The 21,571-nt window shown below is 39.3% G+C and carries 16 protein-coding genes; 13 read left to right on the top strand and 3 right to left on the bottom strand.

What is annotated here, in order from left to right:
- Positions 1–24: 24 nt before the first annotated feature.
- Positions 25–2,214: a fasciclin domain-containing protein gene (locus PMAN_RS01840; RefSeq protein WP_010555746.1), complete on the top strand. Its 2,190-nt coding sequence runs from the start codon at positions 25–27 to the stop codon at positions 2,212–2,214.
- Between the two features lie 42 nt (positions 2,215–2,256).
- Here the strand turns inward: PMAN_RS01840 and PMAN_RS01835 are convergent, their stop codons facing one another.
- Positions 2,257–3,102: a sterol desaturase family protein gene (locus PMAN_RS01835; RefSeq protein WP_010555745.1), complete on the bottom strand. Its 846-nt coding sequence runs from the start codon at positions 3,100–3,102 to the stop codon at positions 2,257–2,259.
- Positions 3,092–3,544: an SRPBCC family protein gene (locus tag PMAN_RS01830; RefSeq protein ID WP_010555744.1), complete on the bottom strand. Its 453-nt coding sequence runs from the start codon at positions 3,542–3,544 to the stop codon at positions 3,092–3,094. Before PMAN_RS01830 ends, PMAN_RS01835 begins: the two co-directional genes overlap by 11 nt.
- 94 nt (positions 3,545–3,638) lie before the next feature.
- On the opposite strand from PMAN_RS01830, the gene PMAN_RS01825 reads away from it, so the two are divergent.
- From PMAN_RS01825 to PMAN_RS01810, 4 genes are all read left to right on the top strand, one after another.
- The gene (locus tag PMAN_RS01825; protein ID WP_010555743.1) at positions 3,639–4,640 is read left to right on the top strand and encodes an AraC family transcriptional regulator; all 1,002 of its coding nucleotides are present in this window, start codon (positions 3,639–3,641) and stop codon (positions 4,638–4,640) included.
- 93 nt (positions 4,641–4,733) lie between these two features.
- Complete coding sequence (locus PMAN_RS01820) at positions 4,734–5,504, top strand: substrate-binding periplasmic protein (protein ID WP_033034961.1); 771 nt, start codon at positions 4,734–4,736, stop codon at positions 5,502–5,504.
- A 46-nt stretch (positions 5,505–5,550) separates the two neighbouring features.
- The gene (locus PMAN_RS01815) at positions 5,551–6,501 is read left to right on the top strand and encodes an alpha/beta fold hydrolase (protein ID WP_010555741.1); all 951 of its coding nucleotides are present in this window, start codon (positions 5,551–5,553) and stop codon (positions 6,499–6,501) included.
- Between the two features lie 111 nt (positions 6,502–6,612).
- Positions 6,613–7,701, top strand: coding sequence for a polysaccharide lyase family 7 protein (locus tag PMAN_RS01810; protein ID WP_010555740.1), 1,089 nt, complete (start codon positions 6,613–6,615; stop codon positions 7,699–7,701).
- On the opposite strand, the gene PMAN_RS01805 is transcribed toward PMAN_RS01810, so the two are convergent.
- The gene (locus PMAN_RS01805) at positions 7,691–8,095 is read right to left on the bottom strand and encodes a nucleotide triphosphate diphosphatase NUDT15 (protein ID WP_010555739.1); all 405 of its coding nucleotides are present in this window, start codon (positions 8,093–8,095) and stop codon (positions 7,691–7,693) included. The genes PMAN_RS01810 and PMAN_RS01805 overlap by 11 nt on opposite strands.
- Positions 8,096–8,278: 183 nt before the next feature.
- Between PMAN_RS01805 and PMAN_RS01800 the strand changes: the two genes are divergently transcribed.
- From PMAN_RS01800 to PMAN_RS01765, 8 genes are all read left to right on the top strand, one after another.
- Entirely contained in the window at positions 8,279–10,162 is a 1,884-nt protein-coding gene (locus PMAN_RS01800) for a propionyl-CoA synthetase (protein WP_010555738.1), read from the top strand.
- A 652-nt stretch (positions 10,163–10,814) separates the two neighbouring features.
- Complete coding sequence (locus tag PMAN_RS01795) at positions 10,815–11,507, top strand: hypothetical protein (RefSeq protein ID WP_242032450.1); 693 nt, start codon at positions 10,815–10,817, stop codon at positions 11,505–11,507.
- Positions 11,508–11,698: 191 nt separating this feature from the next.
- Positions 11,699–14,443: a cadherin-like domain-containing protein gene (locus PMAN_RS01790; RefSeq protein ID WP_010555736.1), complete on the top strand. Its 2,745-nt coding sequence runs from the start codon at positions 11,699–11,701 to the stop codon at positions 14,441–14,443.
- Positions 14,444–14,456: 13 nt separating this feature from the next.
- Positions 14,457–17,135: a TonB-dependent receptor gene (locus PMAN_RS01785; RefSeq protein WP_010555735.1), complete on the top strand. Its 2,679-nt coding sequence runs from the start codon at positions 14,457–14,459 to the stop codon at positions 17,133–17,135.
- Positions 17,128–18,198, top strand: a complete 1,071-nt coding sequence (locus PMAN_RS01780) for a cytochrome-c peroxidase (RefSeq protein ID WP_010555734.1) — start codon at positions 17,128–17,130, stop codon at positions 18,196–18,198. Before PMAN_RS01785 ends, PMAN_RS01780 begins: the two co-directional genes overlap by 8 nt.
- Positions 18,199–18,373: 175 nt before the next feature.
- On the top strand, positions 18,374–19,453 hold the full coding sequence (locus PMAN_RS01775) for a methyl-accepting chemotaxis protein (RefSeq protein WP_008128866.1): 1,080 nt from the start codon (positions 18,374–18,376) through the stop codon (positions 19,451–19,453).
- A 275-nt stretch (positions 19,454–19,728) separates the two neighbouring features.
- Positions 19,729–20,490: a DUF6515 family protein gene (locus tag PMAN_RS01770; RefSeq protein ID WP_010555733.1), complete on the top strand. Its 762-nt coding sequence runs from the start codon at positions 19,729–19,731 to the stop codon at positions 20,488–20,490.
- A gap of 225 nt (positions 20,491–20,715) precedes the next feature.
- Entirely contained in the window at positions 20,716–21,495 is a 780-nt protein-coding gene (locus PMAN_RS01765; RefSeq protein WP_006791813.1) for a DUF2189 domain-containing protein, read from the top strand.
- The last annotated feature ends 76 nt before the right edge of the window (positions 21,496–21,571 follow it).

Raw genomic sequence — 21,571 nt, 5'->3', positions numbered from 1 at the left:
CATCTCACACAGAAGGATCAGGTCATGAACAAATTACTGAAGGTATGCCTCATTACATTTCCCTTGTTGCTAGCACAAGGGTGTAATGACGATGATGACGATAACACCACTGTACAAGTTGAGCCCGAATCATCTTCAACCATTGTTGATGTAGCAAGAGACGCGGGTAACTTTACCACTTTAGTTGCAGCATTAGAGGCAACAGGTTTAGACGATACTCTTGCCGACACAAGTCAAGAATTTACTGTTTTCGCTCCTACCGATGATGCCTTTGCGCTACTTGGCGAAGACACAATAAACGGATTGCTAGCAGATACAGATACACTTAGTTCAATACTTACTTATCACGTAGTTTCAGGTAGTGTTAACGCTGAAGCAGCAATTGGTCTTGCTGGTACAACGGTTGACACTGTAAACGGCGGCAAAGTCGCTTTATCGTTAAATGGCGATAGCTTGTTAATAAACACAAGCACAGTAACCATGACTGACATTGCAACTGACAACGGCATCATCCATGTAATTGATGCAGTGCTTATACCTATCGCCACTGCTGAGGCAGCGCCAACTACCAATATCGTCGAAACAGCACAACAGGCGGGTGGATTCACCACGTTACTTGCTGCATTAGACGCTGCGGGTTTAACAGCAGCATTAAGCGACGAATCAGCACAGTTCACTGTTTTTGCACCCACCGACGCGGCCTTTGAAGCCGTTGGTAGCAAAATGATCAATACGCTTTTAGCAAACCCAGATGTACTTGGCGACATTTTAAAGCAACATGTTTTGACTGGCGCGGTTGATTCGGTAACTGCTATGTCATTAAATGGTCAATCTGCAGAAACGCTGCTAGGCAACTCTCTTCCAATTACAATTAATGCCGAAACAGACATGCTAATGTTTGGCGGTGCCAATATTGTGGTTAAAGACATTGCTACAACTAACGGGGTGATTCATGTAATCGATTCAGTTATTGTGGCTGATGTAACACTACCTGAAAGCTTTGGTACAATTGCAGATGTTGCCAGCGATAATGGTAACTTTACAACACTGATTGCTGCACTAGCTGCTACAGGATTAGACACTTTAGTTGCTGATCCTACCAATACATTTACAGTATTTGCTCCTACCGATGACGCTTTTGCAGCGCTTGGGCAAGACACCATTGATGCACTACTTGCAGACACTGATACCCTTCGCGACATTTTACTTTACCATGTAGTTGCTGATGCAAGCGTTTTGTCTGACGCAGCAGTCACCATTGCAAATAGCGAAAATAATAAAGTGGAAATGGCAAATGGCGATATGGCCGCCCTATCATACGTAGACAGCGCACTGTTTATCAACGACTCTGCCGTCACTGCGGCAAATGTAACAGCCGATAATGGTGTAATTCATGTACTCAATAAGGTCATTATGCCACCAGCCGAAGTAGGCACACCTACCAAAACAATTGCTACTGTTGCAACAGAAACAGACGCACTTTCAACATTAGTGACAGCCTTACAAGCTGCTGACTTAGTTGATACGTTTAATGATACGACAAAATCGTTCACCGTATTTGCTCCAACAAACGCCGCATTTAGTAAAATCCCAACGGATACCTTAAACGCGCTACTCGCTGATACAGATGCATTAACCGGCGTATTAACGCAGCACGTTTTAGGTGCTCAAGTAGGTAGTACAGATGCGTTTGCAACAAACGGTAAAATGGTCACTACGCTTGCTGAAAACATGATAAGTGTAAACATTGTCGACTTTACTAGTACCACCAATGCTGCAACAGACAGTGTTGCATACGATGCAGACAACGCACGCTTAGTAACAGGCATGGCTGATAGCACTGCAGGTAAAACGCTTTACGTTTTTGACAACGACTTAGGTGAGTCAATGAGCGTATGTGAAGATACATGTGCTACAACGTGGCCACCAGTGCTGGGCACAGCGGACTCTATTGAAAACATACCGGGTTTATCACTTATTGCTCGTGCAGATAGCACTATGCAGGTTGCATATCTAGGTCGTCCATTATACACCTACTCAGGCGATACTGCTCCTGGCGATGAAAATGGCCAAGGTGTAGGCAATGTTTGGTGGCAAGTAAGCTTACCTGCAACTTCATTGCAAGTTGCTGGTAGTAACGTAACAACGACCGACATATACACTAGCAATGGCGTGGTTCATTTGATTGATACAGTCATTACTACTGCACAATAGTTTCTTTCCTTAGACAACAAAGTTAAGAGTGGATAACCACTCTTAACTTTTATAACTCACGTCATTATCATTGTTTTTCTGCGAACTAGTTGGGTAACCTAATAAAATACTTAGCTTAGCTTTAAACCCTTTTGCTGTATAAGTTTGTTTAATTAAATGCCACCATTGATGAAATGTAATTATGACTGGATTATTGCTATTTAACTGCCCCACAATGCCATACTTACATGGCTTATTAGAGTCTTCTTCAACAAATGTACCAAACAACTTATCCCAGATTATAAGTACGCCTGCAAAATTTTTATCTAAGTATTCTCGGTTTATAGCGTGATGAACACGATGATGCGACGGTGTATTGAATACGCTTTCAAACCACCCAAGTTTTTTAACTATTTGTGTATGCACAAAAAACTGATATGCCAAGTTTAACGCAACAACTGTAAGTACCGTTATAGGATCAAAGCCGATTAAAATCATGGGTAACCAAAATACCCACATACCTGCTAAGGGATACATTAAGCTTTGCCTGAATGCCGTTGTAAAATTCATTTTTGTAGAGCTATGATGCACAACATGTGCAGCCCATAACCAATGAATATTATGCGACGCCCTATGAAACCAATAATACAAAAAGTCTTGAAATATAAAGGCAAACAAAACGGTAAATACCGAGAGCTCTATATCGAACACGCGGTATTCATATAACCAATTAAATAATGGCATCAGTAATATTAAAGAAACCGCATCAGCACCTTGGTGCAATAACGCCAAGGCCGTATTCGCCATGCTGTCTTTTATATCGTAAAAACGCCTGTATTTAATAAATTCAACACTAACAAATACTAAAAAAATGGGACTAAGTGCAAGTAAAATTACTTCAATGGTCATGTTGTGCCCTCTTAAAATAATGCTGTAATTTTTTAAGTGCTTGCGATATATCATGTTTAACAAGTAACTTTATTAAGCTATCCGGCATCCACCATGGTGGCCTAAAGGCGATACAATACCTAAGCGCTGTAGCTGTATTACCTTCATACTCAATGGGAGTTAAATATATGTCTCCTTGATGATTCTCCACCGGCTTATCACCTATTATGCGGTAACAAATATGATTACTGCTGGCATGTATAATTTGTTCATTAAAAGCAACAAGCGGCGTTTTAACTTGCCTTATGGCACCTGCCCCACCTTTCATTTCACCTTTATTGTGGGGTTTTAATTGTGAAAATTGAGCATTAAAAAAGCGCTCTAAATAGGCATGTTCCAGCAATATAGCCGCCACCTTTTCAGGCGGAGCGAATAAAGTACATTTTAAATTTATAGAAACCATAAGTGACCAATACTTAAAATAAGGCCTCTAGCATAATAAAATTTAACGTGGCAAACTTGTTCATACGCGATCATTTTTTAGCTTTAGGCGACAAATGCAAACCATTGCCGATCATTACTTTTCTAGTATTCTTGATTATTTACAAAGCCAAGATTTAAATAATGAAGATGCTCTAAAGGCAATTAACTTTACTGAATTTAGTAATCGTACAAAACAACAACTATCACCACGCATAAGCCTAAAAAGCTATAATGCATTGCTTAATTATGCTCAAAATACACTTAAAGATCCTTTATTTGGCTTTAGACTAGGTCAGCATATTCGTACGGCGGACTATGGCGTTTTGGGATATTTAGTCGAGTCAAGTAACGGATTAGGCAACGCTATACAAGCGCTTTTAAATTACGACCGCCTAGTGGCAAATATAGGTCAAGCACAATTTGAGCAACACAAAAGCCAAGCAACTATCCGCTGGTTTCCCCATGCTCAATGTAATGAACAAGTAGTATTAAGAAATATGACAGCTTGGGTGAGTGTTGTACGCCAATTACTCAATAACGAATTATCACCGACACAAGTTAGCTTTCAATATCACTTTACTCAAGCGCAAATAAATACGCTAGCAACATGGTTTAATTGCCCAATTTTAACTAATGCAAAACACAACGAAATTTGTTTTCCGAGCAGCTATTTAAACCTGAACTTTAAAACTGATAACGCTGCTATTTATTTAGCACTAAAGCAAGTATCTGATCAGCAATTAAGTCATTTTACTAACCAGCAAAATATAACTGAAAATGTCAGCCAAATTTTAATGGCAAAGCTCGATTTACAAAATTGTACGTTAATACGCACTGCAAATGCCCTCAGCATGACACCACGCACCTTGCAACGGCACTTAAAATTGCACGGTACAACGTTTGCCCTCATGCTTGAAAACGAGCGCAAGCGACGTATTAACGAACTGCCTAATAAACCTAATTTAGCACAACTAGCATTACTGCTCGGATTTAAAGATCAAAGCTCTTTTAATCGTGCTTTTAAACGTTGGTATTCGTGCAGTCCACTAGAATACTTTAAAACAAATAAGGGGTAATTTAACTTTGATTTACTTTTATTAAACATTTAAGTTTATATTTCAGGCAATATTATTTAAACTCAACCAATGTTGGCTAAAAAAGACTTTTTTATGTACCTGCGTGTTGTAATTAGCGCCTTTGTATTTATGTTTTGTACTGCGGTAAATGCAATGAGTACAGTAAACTTTATTGCCGAAGATTTGCACCCTTATCACTTTAAAAACGAGAATGGCCAAGCTGATGGCGCGCTTGTTGATATAGCCAAAGCCGTTTTAAAAATCACATCATTAAACGCTAAATTTGAAATAATGCCCATGGCGCGCGCATTTCACGAGCTTGAAAGTAATCCAAACACTATTTTACTTTCTTTATTAAAAACTCCTACGCGCACAAATAACTTTAAATGGTTAGGCAGTGTTTATTTTACCGATGCCTACGTAGTTAGCTTAAAAAGCAATAAAGCACAAGCCACACACTTAAACCACACTAAGTTTTATAAAATAGGCACTATTCGCGGGTACTCAAGTGCTAAGTATTTAAAGCAAATGGGCTTTAAAGAAGACAAAAATTTAGTATTGGTGAGCTACTACCAGCAACTTTGGCAAATGCTTTACAAAAAACGTATCGACTTTGCCTTAATGAATACACTCACATTAGAAAACGAGTTAAAAATGTCGGGCTTAGATCCAAACCTTATCACCAAGCGCATTCACTTAGATGACTTTCCTTCAACGCTTTATTTTGCCAGTAATAAAATGCTTGAAGAAAGTACAGCCAACGCCTTATCGCAAGCACTTGTAATAATTAAGAAAAGCGGTGAGTACGAAGCAATTTTAAACAAATGGAAACTTCCGCTTCCTACCACTGCCAATAAACTGTAATAAATACGCACTACAATTTTAGTAAAGCTGATAACCTAACTTGGCTATGCGAACAATTAAAACACCGCACGGTATAACGCTTAACTATCAAGATGAAGGCAATAAACACTCTCCTGCAGTTATTCTAATAATGGGTTTGGGTGCTCAGATGACCGTATGGCCAGATTCACTATACTATGGTTTGGTTAACAATGGCTTTAGAGTTATCCGTTTTGATAATCGTGATACAGGTCTTTCTACTCATTTAGATCACCACACAAACCCCAGCTTATTTAAATCGTGGTTAAGTAAACGCTTACCAATACACGCTAAAGCCCCTTACTTGCTCGATGATATGGCAAACGATGTATTGTCGCTTATGAGCGCCCTTAAAATTAAAAAAGCCCACTTTGTTGGCGCATCCATGGGTGGAATGATTGCCCAGCTAATAGCAGCGCAACATAAAAAAAAGGTACTGAGCTTAACCGCTATTATGTCAAGCTCTAGCTTGCCAAGGCTGAGCGCTAAAAGCATTGGCGTATTTATTAAGCTTGCCAAATTAAAACCAAAAACACCAAGCCGTGATGAAGCAATTAATTACAACATTAAACTAAACCAACTAATTGGCAGCCCAGCTTACCCACAAACAGAAGCCGCCCTTCGGCTTCATGCAACACAAATAGTTGAGCGTTCAAACAACCCTAATGGCTACAAACGCCAGCTCATTGCAATGGCTGCCAGTAAAGATAGGCAACATTTAATTCGAAAAATTAAAACACCTACATTGGTCATTCATGGTAGTCATGATGTAGTCATTAGTGTGGGTGAAGGTAAAAAAACGGCCATGCTAATAAAAAAGGCAAAACTAAAAATTGTGCCTGGTATGGGCCATAACTTTGCACCAGAACTCATGCCAAAAATGACAAAATGGCTCACAAAGCATATTAAAAAGGCACAACGTAAATACATTAAAAAAAAGCTCAAAAACCACATTGGTATAACCAAATGTAAAAAGTAAAAAATAAAAATCATAGTAATTGGTAATATTGATATTTTAAATTGGTATGTTAGATTAACGTTAATCAAGGTCGATATTGTCCTTCATTAACATCATCACACAGAGACAACAATGAAAAATCTAACATCTACTTTTAAACTCACAGCACTGGCTGCTGTTACTCCATTGCTGTTTATGGGCTGCGCAAATACAAGCACACCTATTGATAGCAATACACCTGTTCCTGCATCAAAGTTTGATTTATCACAATGGAAAATAAACGTACCTGTTGATTTAAACAACGACGGTAAAATAGACACAATTGATGTTGAAGAAATTCAAACCTACGCGCACCCTGATTTTTTCTATCTTGACGATCAAGGTTACATGGTATTCACCTCGCCAAATAAAGCATTAACCAGCGCTAACTCTACCAACACCCGCAGTGAGTTAAGGCAAATGATCCGCGGTACTAACACAAAAATAAAAACAAAGAGTTCAAAAAATAACTTTGCATTAGCTGTTCACCCACTCTCTGAGCGCTTTGGCTCTGTAGGTGGAAAAATGGAAGCCACGTTGAAGGTTGATCATGTGGCATTACGCGCAACAGACTCAAGTAAAAAAGCCGCATATTCTGTGGTGGTAGGACAAATTCATGCGGGGAAAGACCAAGCCCTAATAGATACAAAACTGGGTTATGGTTGGGGCAATGAGCCTCTTAAAATTTATTACAAAAAATGGCCCGATCATAAAATGGGCTCCGTTTTTTGGAACTATGAACGTAACTTACCAAAAACAGATCCTAACCGAACTGATATTACATACCCAGTATGGGGAAACACGTGGGAAAACCCTAATGATCCGGGTGTTGAAGGTATAGCGCTTGGTGAAGATTTTAGCTATACCGTAAACGTACATGGTAATGTAATGCACCTTACCTTTAGCGCAAAAGGCAAAGAGGATGTTAACTACTCTATTAACTTAGGAAACAATGTTGATGCCTACGGCAAAGTGGACGACAAAGATCACCCGCATGGTTATGCTGCCGATTGGCATTATTTCAAGGCCGGTGCTTATAACCAATGTAGTACTAAATCGTCTAAAGGTATTTGGTACCCTGGCTGTTTGGGCACAGGCGAGTGGGCACTCGACAAACAAAACGGTGACTACGCCCAAGTGAGCTTTAAAAAGTTAATATTAAGCCCATCAACTAAGCCGTAAGTGTTGCTGTAGTTAAATAGTTTTTAAGTGATGTAAACAGTGGTGAAGGTAGGTTATTAATATCGCACCAGCGCCACTGTATACATTTATTTGGCTCGTTTAGCACAGGCTCACCACCTTCGTAATCAGCTTTTACGTACAAAGTAATGTAGTGTTTATTCTCTGCTCTAAAAATATCGTTAGTAAAATCAAGCTTAGTTATTTGACTAACATTTAGCCCTGTTTCCTCAAATACCTCGCGTATTGCACACAGCTCAACGCTTTCGCCAAATTCTAAATGTCCACCCGGCGTTGCCCATGTATTTGCACCATGCGCACCAATTCGCTCACCTAATAAGATAGTGTTTTGTCGCATAATAATAACGGCAACACCCACTCTAACGTCGTTACTCATACAATTAATTCCTTACAAATATGAGGCTATGCTGAGCCGCGCGCCTTAATTTGTCAAACTCACTGCTGCTGCATATTAACCATGTGATTAACTTTTAGCCGACCAAGGTCGAATAGCCTAGGCACATAAAAAAGCCTACCTTTTGTAAGGTCTCTCATACATATTTAGTTTTAGGAGCCTATTATGTCAGGCCTGTATAAACAGCAATACACGAGCTTTAAACAAAACCCAGCCCAGTTTTGGCTAGAACAAAGTAAAAACATCCCCTGGTACAAAACACCAAACCAAGCATATACGCAGGATAAAGACGGCCTTTATCATTGGTTTAGTGATGGACAATTAAATACCAGCTTTCTAGCGCTCGACCAACACGTAATTGCAGGCTTTGGTGACCAAACTGCGCTGATTTACGACTCGCCTGTTACCAATACAAAGCAAACTTATACTTACAATCAACTACAACAAGAAGTCGCTAAATTTGCAGGCGTAATAAAAGCACTTGGTGTACAAAAAGGCGATCGTGTAGTGATTTACATGCCCATGATCCCACAAGCTGTTATTGGTATGTTAGCTTGTGCTCGCTTAGGCGCTATACACTCCGTAGTATTTGGTGGGTTTGCAGCGCATGAACTTGCCGTTCGTATAGACGATGCAAAACCTAAACTCATACTGAGCGCTTCTTGCGGTGTAGAGGTCGATAGCATCATTGAATACAAGCCACTTATTGATGACGCCATAGAGCTTGCCAATCATAAAATAGATCACTGTATTATTTATCAGCGCGACCAAGTTACTGCCAATATGGTCAACAAACGCGATATAGATTGGACACACGCAATGCAAACCGCACAGGCGGCAGATCCAACACCTTTAAATGGCAACGATCCACTTTATATTTTATATACTTCAGGTACAACAGGCGCCCCAAAGGGGGTTGTACGTGAAAATGGCGGGCACGCCGTAGCTATGAACTACAGTATGAAAACTGTTTACGGTATGGAACCGGGCGAGGTATTTTGGGCCGCCTCAGATATTGGCTGGGTAGTTGGGCACTCTTATATTGTGTATGCACCATTAATGTACCGATGTGCAACCGTATTATATGAGGGCAAACCTGTGCGCACTCCCGACGCCACTGCTTTTTGGCGAGTAGTGGAAGAATATAAAGTAAGCGCCTTATTTAGTGCCCCCACAGCATTTAGAGCAATCAAAAAAGAAGATCCTACTGCTGAAGGCTTTAAAAAATATAATACCTCTAGTTTAAAACGATTATTTTTAGCAGGCGAACGCCTCGATCCGCCCACATACAATTGGCTAAAAGAGAAAACTCAGCTTCCGGTACTCGATCATTGGTGGCAAACCGAAACAGGCTGGGCCATTGCGTGTAATCCAGTAGGAATAGAAACATTAACAACCAAACCTGGCAGTTCAACCGTACCTACACCGGGGTTTGATGTTCGTATACTCGACATGGACGGTAATGAATGCGCAGCTAACGAACAAGGGGCCGTAGTTATAAAACTACCTTTACCACCCGGATGCTTACCCTCTATTTGGCAAGACACAGCCCGATTTAAAGCCAGTTATTTAAGCGAATACGAGGGCTACTACCTCTCTGGCGATGGCGGATATATAGATGAAGACGGCTACTTATTCATAATGGGCCGCACTGATGACGTTATAAATGTTGCAGGCCACAGACTTTCTACCGGCGAAATGGAAGAAATTGTAGCGGCTCATCCTGCGGTTGCCGAATGCGCTGTATTTGGTGTTAACGACCCACTAAAAGGCCAGCTCCCAATGGGCATGATTGTACTTAAAAATGACTTTACAGGGTCAAGCAAAGAAGTCGAAAAAGCACTTATTGCCTCAGTGCGCAATCAAATTGGCGCCATAGCGTGTTTAAAAAATATAGTTAGCGTAGAGCGCTTACCTAAAACTCGTTCCGGAAAAATACTACGTAAAAATTTACGCCAACTTATTGATGGCGACGAACTACAAATCCCTTCAACCATAGACGACGCCGGTATTTTTGATGAAATAAACCAACAACTCACCCTGCGTTAAACCCAACCAACCTATTAATTATCTAAAGCCATTTTATAATGGCTTTTTATTTATTCTTTTAAATAAACTAAGGCCTATTAGTTTTACAGTATTAAAAAAAATTTAACTTAGAAATAATCTAAACGCGGCGTTAGGCAATAGCACCGCGATTTATAAACTGTATGCGAGTGTATTTTTTGTCTAAATATAAGTGCATACGTATTCACATTGAATTAACAATATGCTTAATTAAGTGATCTATTTTAAGGATGGAGAAACGTGTTGATAGCTAGGCAAAAAACTCGCTATTTAGTTGTTCTCGGCAATTGCTCATGCATTGCTCTACCTTCTGCATCCATACAGTCGTAAATGAGAGTTTTTTAACGCAGATAGCGACACGTTTAGCCCCTCAAAATGATTAAGTATTATTGCAGATTGGTATTATAAGGAATACGCCATACTAATAATCATAAAAAGCGGCTTAACGTTCACTACGTAAAGCCGCTTTTTAAAATAAACCATTTAACTGTGCCTAATTTAAATCATTACAGATAGTTTATTAGGGCAAAGTTAAGAGTGGTCAAAAGGGGTTAACTTACTTTAGCCAAATTAGTATTTGCCACTTTTAGCCAAATTACGTAGCCTTTGGCAAAAATACTCACTTAAAACTCATATGTATAAATTAATTTTTACCCTTTTTTTAATACTCCCCACGTTATTGCAGGCCCAAGTAACCTTAAGTGATAAAACAATTATATACAGTGGCCAAATCAACAAACAAAATAACAATACGGCAGCTGAGCTTTTAAAAACTGACCCTACAATTAATACATTTACGATTACCAGCGGCGGCGGAAACATAGATTTAGGGATGGACTTAGCCGAATTAATTTTGGCGCATAAGCTAACGGTAAACATAAAGCAGTTTTGCTTTTCGTCGTGTGCTAATTATGTGTTGCTTGCTGGGCACCCTACTACAATTGAGCCCAATACAATTATTGGTTGGCATGGTGATGCAGCCTCAGCTAAGTGGTTAGATAGCGATATTGATGCCATGGTAAAGCATTTAAAAGAGCCGCAAAAAAGCCAAAAGTGGCAGGCATTACGCGCCCATTACGATGAGGTAATTGCTAAAGCAAGCTTGCGCGAAAAAGCCTTTTACACAAAGCTAAATGTAAATCACGACCTGCTCACTGCAGGGTTAAAACCCAGTTTACGCAGCGCCGCCATAAAGCAACATGCGCGTGGCTGGACGTACTCACCTAAGGTGCTTAACTATTTTGGAATTAGCAATATTAGCTATAATAATTGGCAACCTCGTTCAGTTAAAAATTTTCCGCTGCTTATTATTAGCGACTTAAACTAATAACCACACTCTCTTTACTAATCTCATTTTTACTCACAATAAAGCCCTGTTAATAGCAGGGTTTTGTGTTTTAGCTGCCTTATAAGTACTTTATGGATACTCACTATTAGTATGACAAACACTTCGCACCTTAAAATCTAATTGATATGTATTATCATTCGCAACATCATTAACTTTTGATATTAACAATAATGAACAAGCTAATTAAATTTACCCCAATATTATGCGCTCTTGCGTTGGCAGGTTGTGGCGGTGGCTCTAGTAATACTGCTCCACAGTTTTCTCAACCTAATTTAAGTTTTACTGTAAACGAAGACACCACTTTTTCAAGCCAAGTAACAGCCACCGACGATGACGCCTTAAGCTATACGCTTGCCAAAGCACCAGGTAACGGGACTATACAGGTAGAAGCAAATGGTAAGTTTGCCTATACCCCGAACGTCGATTTTTTTGGTAGCGATAGTGCTTCAATTTCAGTTAGCGATGGTTCTCTTAGTTCAAATGTAACGCTAAACTTTACGGTTGAAAATGTTAATGATACGCCGGTATTACAAACAACAAACGTATTTGTTACCTCATCATCAACAACAGAGGGGACTATTAATGTAGTTGATGCCGATGGAGATGAAATAACATTTACGCTGGTAACCTCCCCTGAAAATGGTGTAATTACAATAAACGAAAGCACGGGCGAGTTTATCTTTGAAGCGCAAACATTAAGTTCAGTTAATGAAGCATTCGAAATAAGCTATACGGATGGCGTAATTGATGAACCAATTACGGCCAGTATTACACTAAGCCCTTCCTATGTAACAAATGAAGACAAACGTAATTTTTATTACAGCTCTAGTAAATCACACTTAAAACAAGCCGATATTGTAAACGAAAGCATTAACGATGAAATTTCACGTTATACCGTATACCAAGTTCAAGCAGCGGCGTATGCACGTGCTGGGTTTTTAGATACAGCCGAAGACTATTTATTACTCATTAACGAGCAAACAGCACTGGCTAGTGGCCTAAGAGATGTAGGTGTTGCGTTAGATAGCATCAATGAAATAGAGCAAGGTGCACAATATCGCTCACGCGCTTTAGCCGCTTACAACCAGTACTTAGCTGAAAAGGGCTTTGAAAATATAAACAGTAGTGATGCGTCTTGGTTACTTGGTCTATTAAATGATTATATGGATGTAGGGCAAACTGAAGAAGCAGAAACCCTACTAAATACCATTAACAGCTACGCAGAGATTGTACGTGAAGAAGAGTACACAAAAACGTATGGTTACTTTCAAACAGCGTTTAAAAATGCAGCCGAAGGTGCATTAGACGTATATGCAGCTGACCCAACTGATACCAATCAGCTTACAGCACAAACATTCGCTGCTGCACTGGTAAACATTTCGAGTAACACAGGTTACCAAATTCACAAAAGCGGTGAATTTAAAGGTAAAAAAACACAAAGACTAAAAGCGCTTTATACCGCATGGGCAGCAGAGATTTTATTTCGTGCAAACTCGCTTGAGTTAGCTCGAGAATACGTAAATCTAGCGCTGTCGTTTTATGGTATAACGGGCATAGATAGCAACTATGACTTTGCTGTTTCAGAATACACTGAAGCCAATTTAGGTACTTATACTTATCCACTACAAACTCTGGCCGGATTACTAGAAGGCCTGTACGATCTTGAGGAGAACCCTGCGTTTGCCTTACTTTCATCTGATTTTGATATCAGTGGTGCTAATCAAATTATGTATAGCTTCAGCGTAGCTAAAAGCATTATGTCGGGCTCTTCAGTGGACGATGCAGCCGCTGAGGCCTTTACCTTTTTTACCGGGGAAGGTGATTATAATGAATTTTTTAGAAGTTTAGTTGAAACAGACAACAACGCAGGCACAGCGCAAATTTTATATCAGTACGGGTATACCGAAAAAGCGAAAGACGTATTAACGTATGCGGGTGAGTTTATTTCATCTGACGAATACATAAGTGCAGAGTCATCTACTTCTTTCTTAGCTGGCTATAAAGGCTGTGGTTTACTAGTCACCATTAGTAGAGAAGTCGGCGCAGATACTGCTGCTGCCGCAAATCGCTGTTTAACCATGTTAAATAAACTAAATACAGGCACATTACGAACTTTAACCGACACTTCTGCAATTGTTGTTCACAGCAATGTAATGGTATCACTTGACCGCGCAGGCTTAACTGACGAAATCCCCGCAATAAACACGCAATTACTTAGTAAAATTAGTGTATTAGATGACATTGAAGGCCGCTTTGAATACCGATTAGAAACATTAGGTTATTTAGTAAACGCAGGGTTTACCGACTTAGCCTTAACTACATTTAATAGTGCAATAGTTGAAGTAAACGAAAATTTAAGCACGTTAACAAGTGACCAACTACTTGAAGTACTCGAATCACTAAAAAATGAAACAATACTACTTAGACCGTCTGCAACTGGCTTTTGGGAGCGTTACAGCATGCTTTCTAGCATGGGGGCTAATGCCGGCAGTATTACTGACTTTGCCAGCACTTACAGTAGTGTGAAAACACAAACCTCAGCACTTCTCGCTGATATTGAAACGCTTATTTTAGCGCAAGCCGATACTGTCATTATTGATGCCATGGAAGATTTAGTCGAAGCACATACCTTACTTGGCGAATACGAGCAAGCGATAGCGCTTGTCACTAACGATGTGAACGGTGAAGCCGACCAACTTGACCTTTACACCACAATGGCTGAATTAATTGCAAGCAAAGATGACTTTAGAGATAACCGTGTTGCCAGTGTTGATACTGATAACGACGGGCTTCCTAACTTCTTCTTAGCAAATGTAACTGATGAAGATATTACCGCTTCGGGTTTAACAGCCGATGAAGATGCTGACAACGATGGTATTGCTGATAGCGAAGACAGCACTCCAATTGGCAACTAAATAAGAGAAAACAATGCAGACACGTTATATTTATGCGTGTCTGTTTTTGCTTGCCCATAATTCATATGGTGCGACCGAGCAAAAACAGACTCCTCCCCCACCTGAAGATTGCAGCACACTCACTGATGAAAAAAAAAGTTTATGTGAAGCTATCGAACACATTGAAGTCAAAGGCCAATTTATAGGAATAGAAGTTCCTGAAGTTATTGGTCGTTCGTATTTAGACCGCAGTTTTATTGATGCAACAGCCAAAGGGAATGGCGACATAAATGAGCTAATTGCCCTTTTACCTGGCGTACAATTAAGCAATGAGGCATTCAGCATTGAAAGCTTAGCAGAGATAAGTGCGCCAGAAATATCCATCTCAGGTGCCCAACCTTGGCAAACAGGTTTTTCACTTGATGGTATGAACTACAATAATCGTATTGATCCCGCCAGTAGTAGCCGCTTAACATCATCAAGTAATGACGTGTCAGGCGGTGTGCAAAGCATGAATGTAAACTCTGATGTAGTTGAGTCAATCACTGTGTACGACCATAATATTCCGGCTGAATTTGGTGGTTTTTCTGGCGGTGTTGTTGATACCAAAACAAAAGAAACATTTGGCAAAGATAGTTTTAGCTTTACTGTACGCGGGAATCACAGTGATTGGTCTGATTATCATTATATTCAAGCCGACGATCAAACTGAGCAAAGCAGTACAGATGAAGCTGAATTAGAGGCTCCAGTATACGAAAAAATAAGCTATTCATTGAGCGGTAAAAAGCAACTTAATAAACGCCACGGTGTGATGTTTAGTTTAAATTACCTTAACAGTGATATAAGTGACTTATCACTGGGGCAAACAAAAACCCAAAGCCGCCGTAACATTAACGCTATATTTAAATATGGTTATAAGAACGGCTGGGTTGATAATTTTACGATAAGTATGATCTATTCTCCCTACGAGGTGAATGGTTTTATTACTGATGCACTTGATAGTGACTATCAGTTAGAAGGTGGCGCTTATGGTAGCGCAATACAATTAAAGCAAGATTTTAAATATGTAACATGGGCAAGTAATTTAAGCTATAACATAAGTGATAGTAGCCGAGATGGCCCAGCGCATTTTTATAATTGGCTGCAAACAAAAGGAAAAGACTGGGGACAATACGCTAACCAAGGTGATGCAGACGAACGCTTTTCACGCCAAGGTGATTATGGCGTGTTAGATAACCGCCAATTTACTACCAATTGGAAAAATACATTTAATCTAGAAACTTTTAAATTTTTAGGATTAACCCACTCAGTTGTGGCTGGTGCAGAAATTAAATATCAGCAAATAGAACGTGAGCGTTTTCAAGATGGCTATAACTACAGCTCGCCTGTTATATGGTCTAGTGCTACTACACCCCTTAATTGCAGTGGTTATTCACTTGATTGTCAAGCACTCGAAACTCTCATCCCTATAGAAGAATTAGCTGAGCAATTAGGTGGTGAGATTAACTTTAACAACTCGGAGCACGTCACCGCATACAGTAATAATATAACTACTACAGCGCAATTTTTTAATGGCCGAACTGTTACCCCTGCTGAATACATAGATGTAAATTTAAATCGCAACGCACTCTACGTTACCGACCATATTAACTATGGCAAACTGGATGTGAATTTAGGTATGCGCTACAGCTATGATGACTTTTTACAAAACCATGATGTAGCACCGCGAATTTCATTAGGTTACGACGTATTTGATAATAAAAAAACCATTATTAGTGCCGGCCTTAACCGCTATTACGACTCTGCAATTATCAGTTATAAAATAAAAGAGCAACAGCAGTTTTCGTACCTGCAATACAGACCTATCGAAAGTGGATATTTACAAAACTGGTTAGATTCAAATTACACTGGTAGCTTTAAATATCGATTTAATGACGTCGATACCCCTTACGATGATGAACTTGCACTGGGTATCGCTCACGCATTTGAGACAATGGGTAATGTGTCTTTAAAATACATAAAACGTAAAAAACATCAGCAGTTCTCTCGCACTACTTCAGACGAAACAGATCTTGATGGGTACACTTATATTGATATTAGTAATGAAGGAACGGGAAGTTCAGAACGTATTTCACTAGCATGGAGCGCACAATTTGGTGCCCATTCAGTATGGGCAAATACATCGTATGCCGAGAACGAAATATCAAATGACAATTATAATGCAACCGTAGATAACACCCCACTTGATGAGCTCGTTTATTATGTTAATGCAAAAGATGAAGGATCACTGGTCACATTAAGTCAACTATCTCAGATACGAACTAATTTTGGAGCACCTATCACAGCAGCCTTAGGCTGGAACGTAGATTGGGTCGATTCATTTAGCACTGGATTAAATATCTCATATTCAGGTAGCTACGATACAGCTGTAAGTACAGGAGGAAGCGAAAGTATTGATATAGAGGATGTCTGTGCTAGCTGCCCAGTTGTTTCCACTCTATTTGATGTTTACCAAGAACAGACTATACGTGCCAGGACAATGCTAAACCTAAGTTTAAAATACAAACATAAACTGACCAGCAACCAAAGCTTAGAGTTACGTGCTGATATTTCTAATTTATTAAATGATAGAACGTATACAGTTGCAGAGGGCGCATCAGGTATTGAGCCTGGTCGAGTGTTTTGGTTAGAGCTGAGCTACAAGTATGATTAAAGTTATTTTTGTAGCCCTTGCTGTATTCTTATTTACGGCTGATTCTAAAGCTTTAAACAATAACGATTTACGCTCACATTATAGCAAAGGCCAAGCTCATTGGCCTGCTATTCAAACCAGTGACGGAAGAAGCGTTGAGCCCATGTCGCTTTTGACTGTAGCCTCGCCAAAACCTGAGCATGTTGCTTTAGGTGACAAGCTTTTTCATGATGTGCAGCTCTCGCGTAATAATACCGTTAGCTGCGCAACCTGCCATGATCGCGACAAAGGCTTTCATGATGGCCGTACAACTGCCATAGGCATTGACGAGCAAATAGGCACACGTAACACCCCTGCTATTTTTGGTATTGATCAGTGGCAAAGCTTTTTTTGGGATGGTCGTGCAAGCACGGCAGAGCAACAAGCGCTAATGCCCATAGCAAACCCAATTGAAATGGACTTAGACCCTGAGATAGCTTTAGCGCGGGTAAATAAAGATAAAAGCTACAGTGTATTTAATCAAAGTGCTTTTAATAGTAATACCCTCACTTCAGAGCAAATGGCAAAAGCCTTAGTTGCGTTTGAGCGCACATTAGCACCGCCAAATAGCCGCTATAAAACTTTTTTAACGCAGCTTAATAAAAATCCACAACAAGCAGTTAGTAGTCTAAGTGATAGTGAGTTAAATGGCCTGCATATATTTAGAACTAAAGCTAAATGCATGACTTGCCATAACGGCGCACTACTCAGCGACAACCAATTCCATGGCACAGGGCTGCATTATTACGGCCGCCGTTTTGAAGATAAAGGCCGATACGATGCCACCCACAACCCTGAGCATATTGGCCAATTTAGAACCCCATCGCTATTAGGGTTAATGCAAACATTTCCGTGGATGCATAACGGCTTATTTGACGATTTAGCCGGCATCGTAAGTATGTATAACCATGGCGGAGCTAGACCAAGACCACGAAAAAACCAACTAAACGACCCACACTTCCCTAAAACCACCGACCTGCTTATAAAGCTTAATTTAACCAAGCAAGAACAAACAGACCTAGTGGCATTTTTACGGATTTTATAAAAACAACCTTTAACCAAGGACTTTGAACTTAATAATGTATGGTGAGAATTAACAAAAATTTATCACCATATGAGTTCAATAAAAGAAAACAGTGATTATAAATATAGGCTCAATAAAATTTTACCTCTATAATGATAACTAAATGTAAATTATTTTTAAAAATCAAGGTCTAAATATGTTTGTTTTAAGTTCAACCTACTCGATATTGAAAAACGAAAATGACCAACTAAAAAAAGAAATTGAGAGTTTACGTAATAAAAATACAACGCTTATCAATGAAAATACTTCTCTAATTGAAGAGTTAAATAACCCAAATAATAATGAAGATCATAGTTTCACTCACTCATTACTTTCCAGCTCTATCAATGGTGTTGCTCAAATCGAAGATATAAGACAAACCGTATTGGGCTCTTACTCTAAAATTGATGAAGAAAACAAAGTAAGCGATAAAATAAACACCCTGCTCGAAAAATCAAATAGCTCGCTAAATCATATTGTCAAAGAAATGGATTTAATGACCAGTAAAATGGGAAGCATGACTGAAAACATTTCAGGCCTAGCCAGTATGGCCGGTAAAATCAGTACGTTTGTTTCAACAATTAGTAAAATATCAGATCAAACAAATTTATTAGCACTTAACGCTGCTATTGAAGCTGCCCGTGCGGGTGAAGCTGGTCGAGGCTTTAGTGTTGTAGCAGATGAAGTAAGGGTGCTAGCAACAAACACGAATAAGTCAGCGCAAGAAGTGGCCGACCTAGTAAAAGAAATTATTAACAAAACAGATGAAACAGTGGTATCAGTAGAAGGTATTAAAGAAAATAGTTCGCACCTAAGTGATAATTTTGATGCACTGAATACCGATTACACTTCAATTATCGATTTTTGTAACAACATGAAAAATACGATTTCTCAGGCTGCTACGTTGTCGTTTATTCAAACCGTTAAACTAGATCATGTTGTATGGAAAGGTGACATTTATGCAGTAGCAAATGGCCAAAGCAACAAGTCAGTTAATGACTTTAGCGACCATACAATGTGCCGATTAGGCCAGTGGTATAGTTCAGAGCAGTCTGCTGAATTTAAACACACCAATGCATTTAAACAATTAGAAAACCCGCATAGTGAAGTACATAAAAATGGTGTTGCGGCTCTGCACTCAATTCAAAATGGCGATAAAGAATCTGCAATTAAGCATATTCATAAAATGGAAGCAGCCAGCGAACGTGTGATGCATTTACTCGATGAGATTTGTTAACCCCAGCTAAGCACTAATGAACAAGCTATTAAAATGATTTAAATTTTAATAGCTTGTCTTAAAATTAGTCTTTAATTTTAACCTGCACTCTTTTTTCACCACATGCATATGATTGTTTAAAGCGCCCTGTTTAAAACTGTAATAAAAAGTAAGAAACTGTTTGGCTTACGTAAAGCAATGTAAAGGTACGCCCAAACATTAAATAGGTCAGTTAATGTTCAGTTTCAGAGGTTAATATTAAGCCTAGTTATGTAACAACATAAACGAGGCACACTATGAAACTTACATTTTTACTATCGGGTATAATTGCCATTAGCGCGCTTTCAAGCACCGCAATTGCAGCACCCAACGAGCGAGAAGTTCATAAAAATTATAAGCACGAAAACCCTAAACGCATTGAGTATAAGCGCGATGAACGTCGCCATGAAAAAAAACTACGCATAGAGCATAAAAAAGAAAAGCGCCAAGACCGTAAAAAAGAAAAGAACAAGCAAAAAAAGCAGCAAGAAAAGCGTAAACAACTACGTTTCGACAATCATAAATATAACTACCTAACTAATAGGTATAAGCCGCGTTATTACAAAGAAAATAGATACATAAGGCACTTGCCAAGAAGAAGTACCTCTATTTGGTTTAATGGAATTTCATTTAGCTTTAATGACGGCATTTACTACCGAAAAGCTAAAAAAGGCTATCACGCTGTGATGCCACCTCGCGGACTGCGCATTAAAAAACTTCCTAGACATTATTCGCGTATGAAACATCGCAACACCACATATTATGCTTATCAAAACGTTTTTTATATTGCCGATAACGGCGGCTATAAAGTGGTAGATGCGCCAATAATTCAGCGCAACAAAGCTATTAAAATTGGCAACGTCTTCGACTATAGCTTAGGGCAAGTTTACGATGAACTACCATCGTCAGCTGAGCCAGTTACCATAAACTCTCAGCAATATTTTAAATACAACGATATTTACTTTTTGCCACAAATAAATGGTGACGAGATACAATACCTAGCAATCAGCTTAGGCTGAGCATTATTTAACTACTTAACCTGCCTACAGGTTAAGTAGTACTTTATTAATATAGATTTCAGCAATCCTCTTATAAAATTTCCTTTTGTAATACCCCTACTAAAAAACATAAAACGTTTATTTAGTGAACAATTTTAATTTTAGCTCCGTATGTATGTTTAATATTTGTAAATAAAGCGTTTATGACCTAAACCTAAATAGAGGCTTTATAGAGGAGCTCCACTTATGCCTACAACAAAAACAATTGAAAAAAACACCGAATTTGCTCGCTGTATAGAGTGTAACAAAGTAGATACGTTCGCTGCTTTTCACTGGTTAGCACTTGCGTTTAAAGACATGACCCGAGCCCCGTTACTTACTGTAATTTATGGCCTAGTGTTTAGTATTATTCCTGCAGCTATTATCTACTCTGCATTTTTTGCACAAAGCGTATTTGTAATTTTACCCGCCACTGTTGCGTTTGTTTTAATTGGACCCGCTTTCGCAGCCGGCCTATACGACGTAGCATGGGAACTCGAAAAAGGCCACAAACCCACTTTTAGGCATTCGCTAAAGTCGATGTTTAGAAACCCAGTTGGAGAGTGGGGATTTGCAATATTATTACTCGTAATAATGATTGCGTGGATGCGCATTGCCGCCCTTGTTCATGCTTTATACCCTAACTACGCTAACCCAACATTTGAAGAACTGTCAGCATTTTTAACGCTTGGTACAATTGCAGGTGGCGTTTTACTCGTGTCTGTTTTTTCAGTGTCTGCATTTACACCACAAATTATGATGGAAAGACGCGTAGACATAATGACAGCTATCGTCTCATCTATTAACGCCGTTAAAAATAACTTTGCGCCAATGGTTGTTTGGTCAATATGCATTTTCCTAATGGTTGCGCTTGGTTTTGTAACTGGGGCTGTTGGGTTTATTGTGATTATGCCACTACTTAGCTATGCAAGCTGGCACGCATACATTGCAGTAATCAAAACTAAAAAAGCCAGAAAATACGAATAGTTAACAAACTTTAACTCAACTTGTGCCACGATCTAGTGAAACTAGTTTGTGGCACAAATAATACTTTTCCCCTCCT

The sequence above is a fragment of the Pseudoalteromonas marina genome (assembly GCF_000238335.3).
In the GTDB taxonomy this organism is placed as follows: Bacteria; Pseudomonadota; Gammaproteobacteria; order Enterobacterales; family Alteromonadaceae; genus Pseudoalteromonas; species Pseudoalteromonas marina.
Note: the sequence above shows the minus strand (reverse complement) of the source record. Positions and strands in the feature narration are given on the sequence as shown.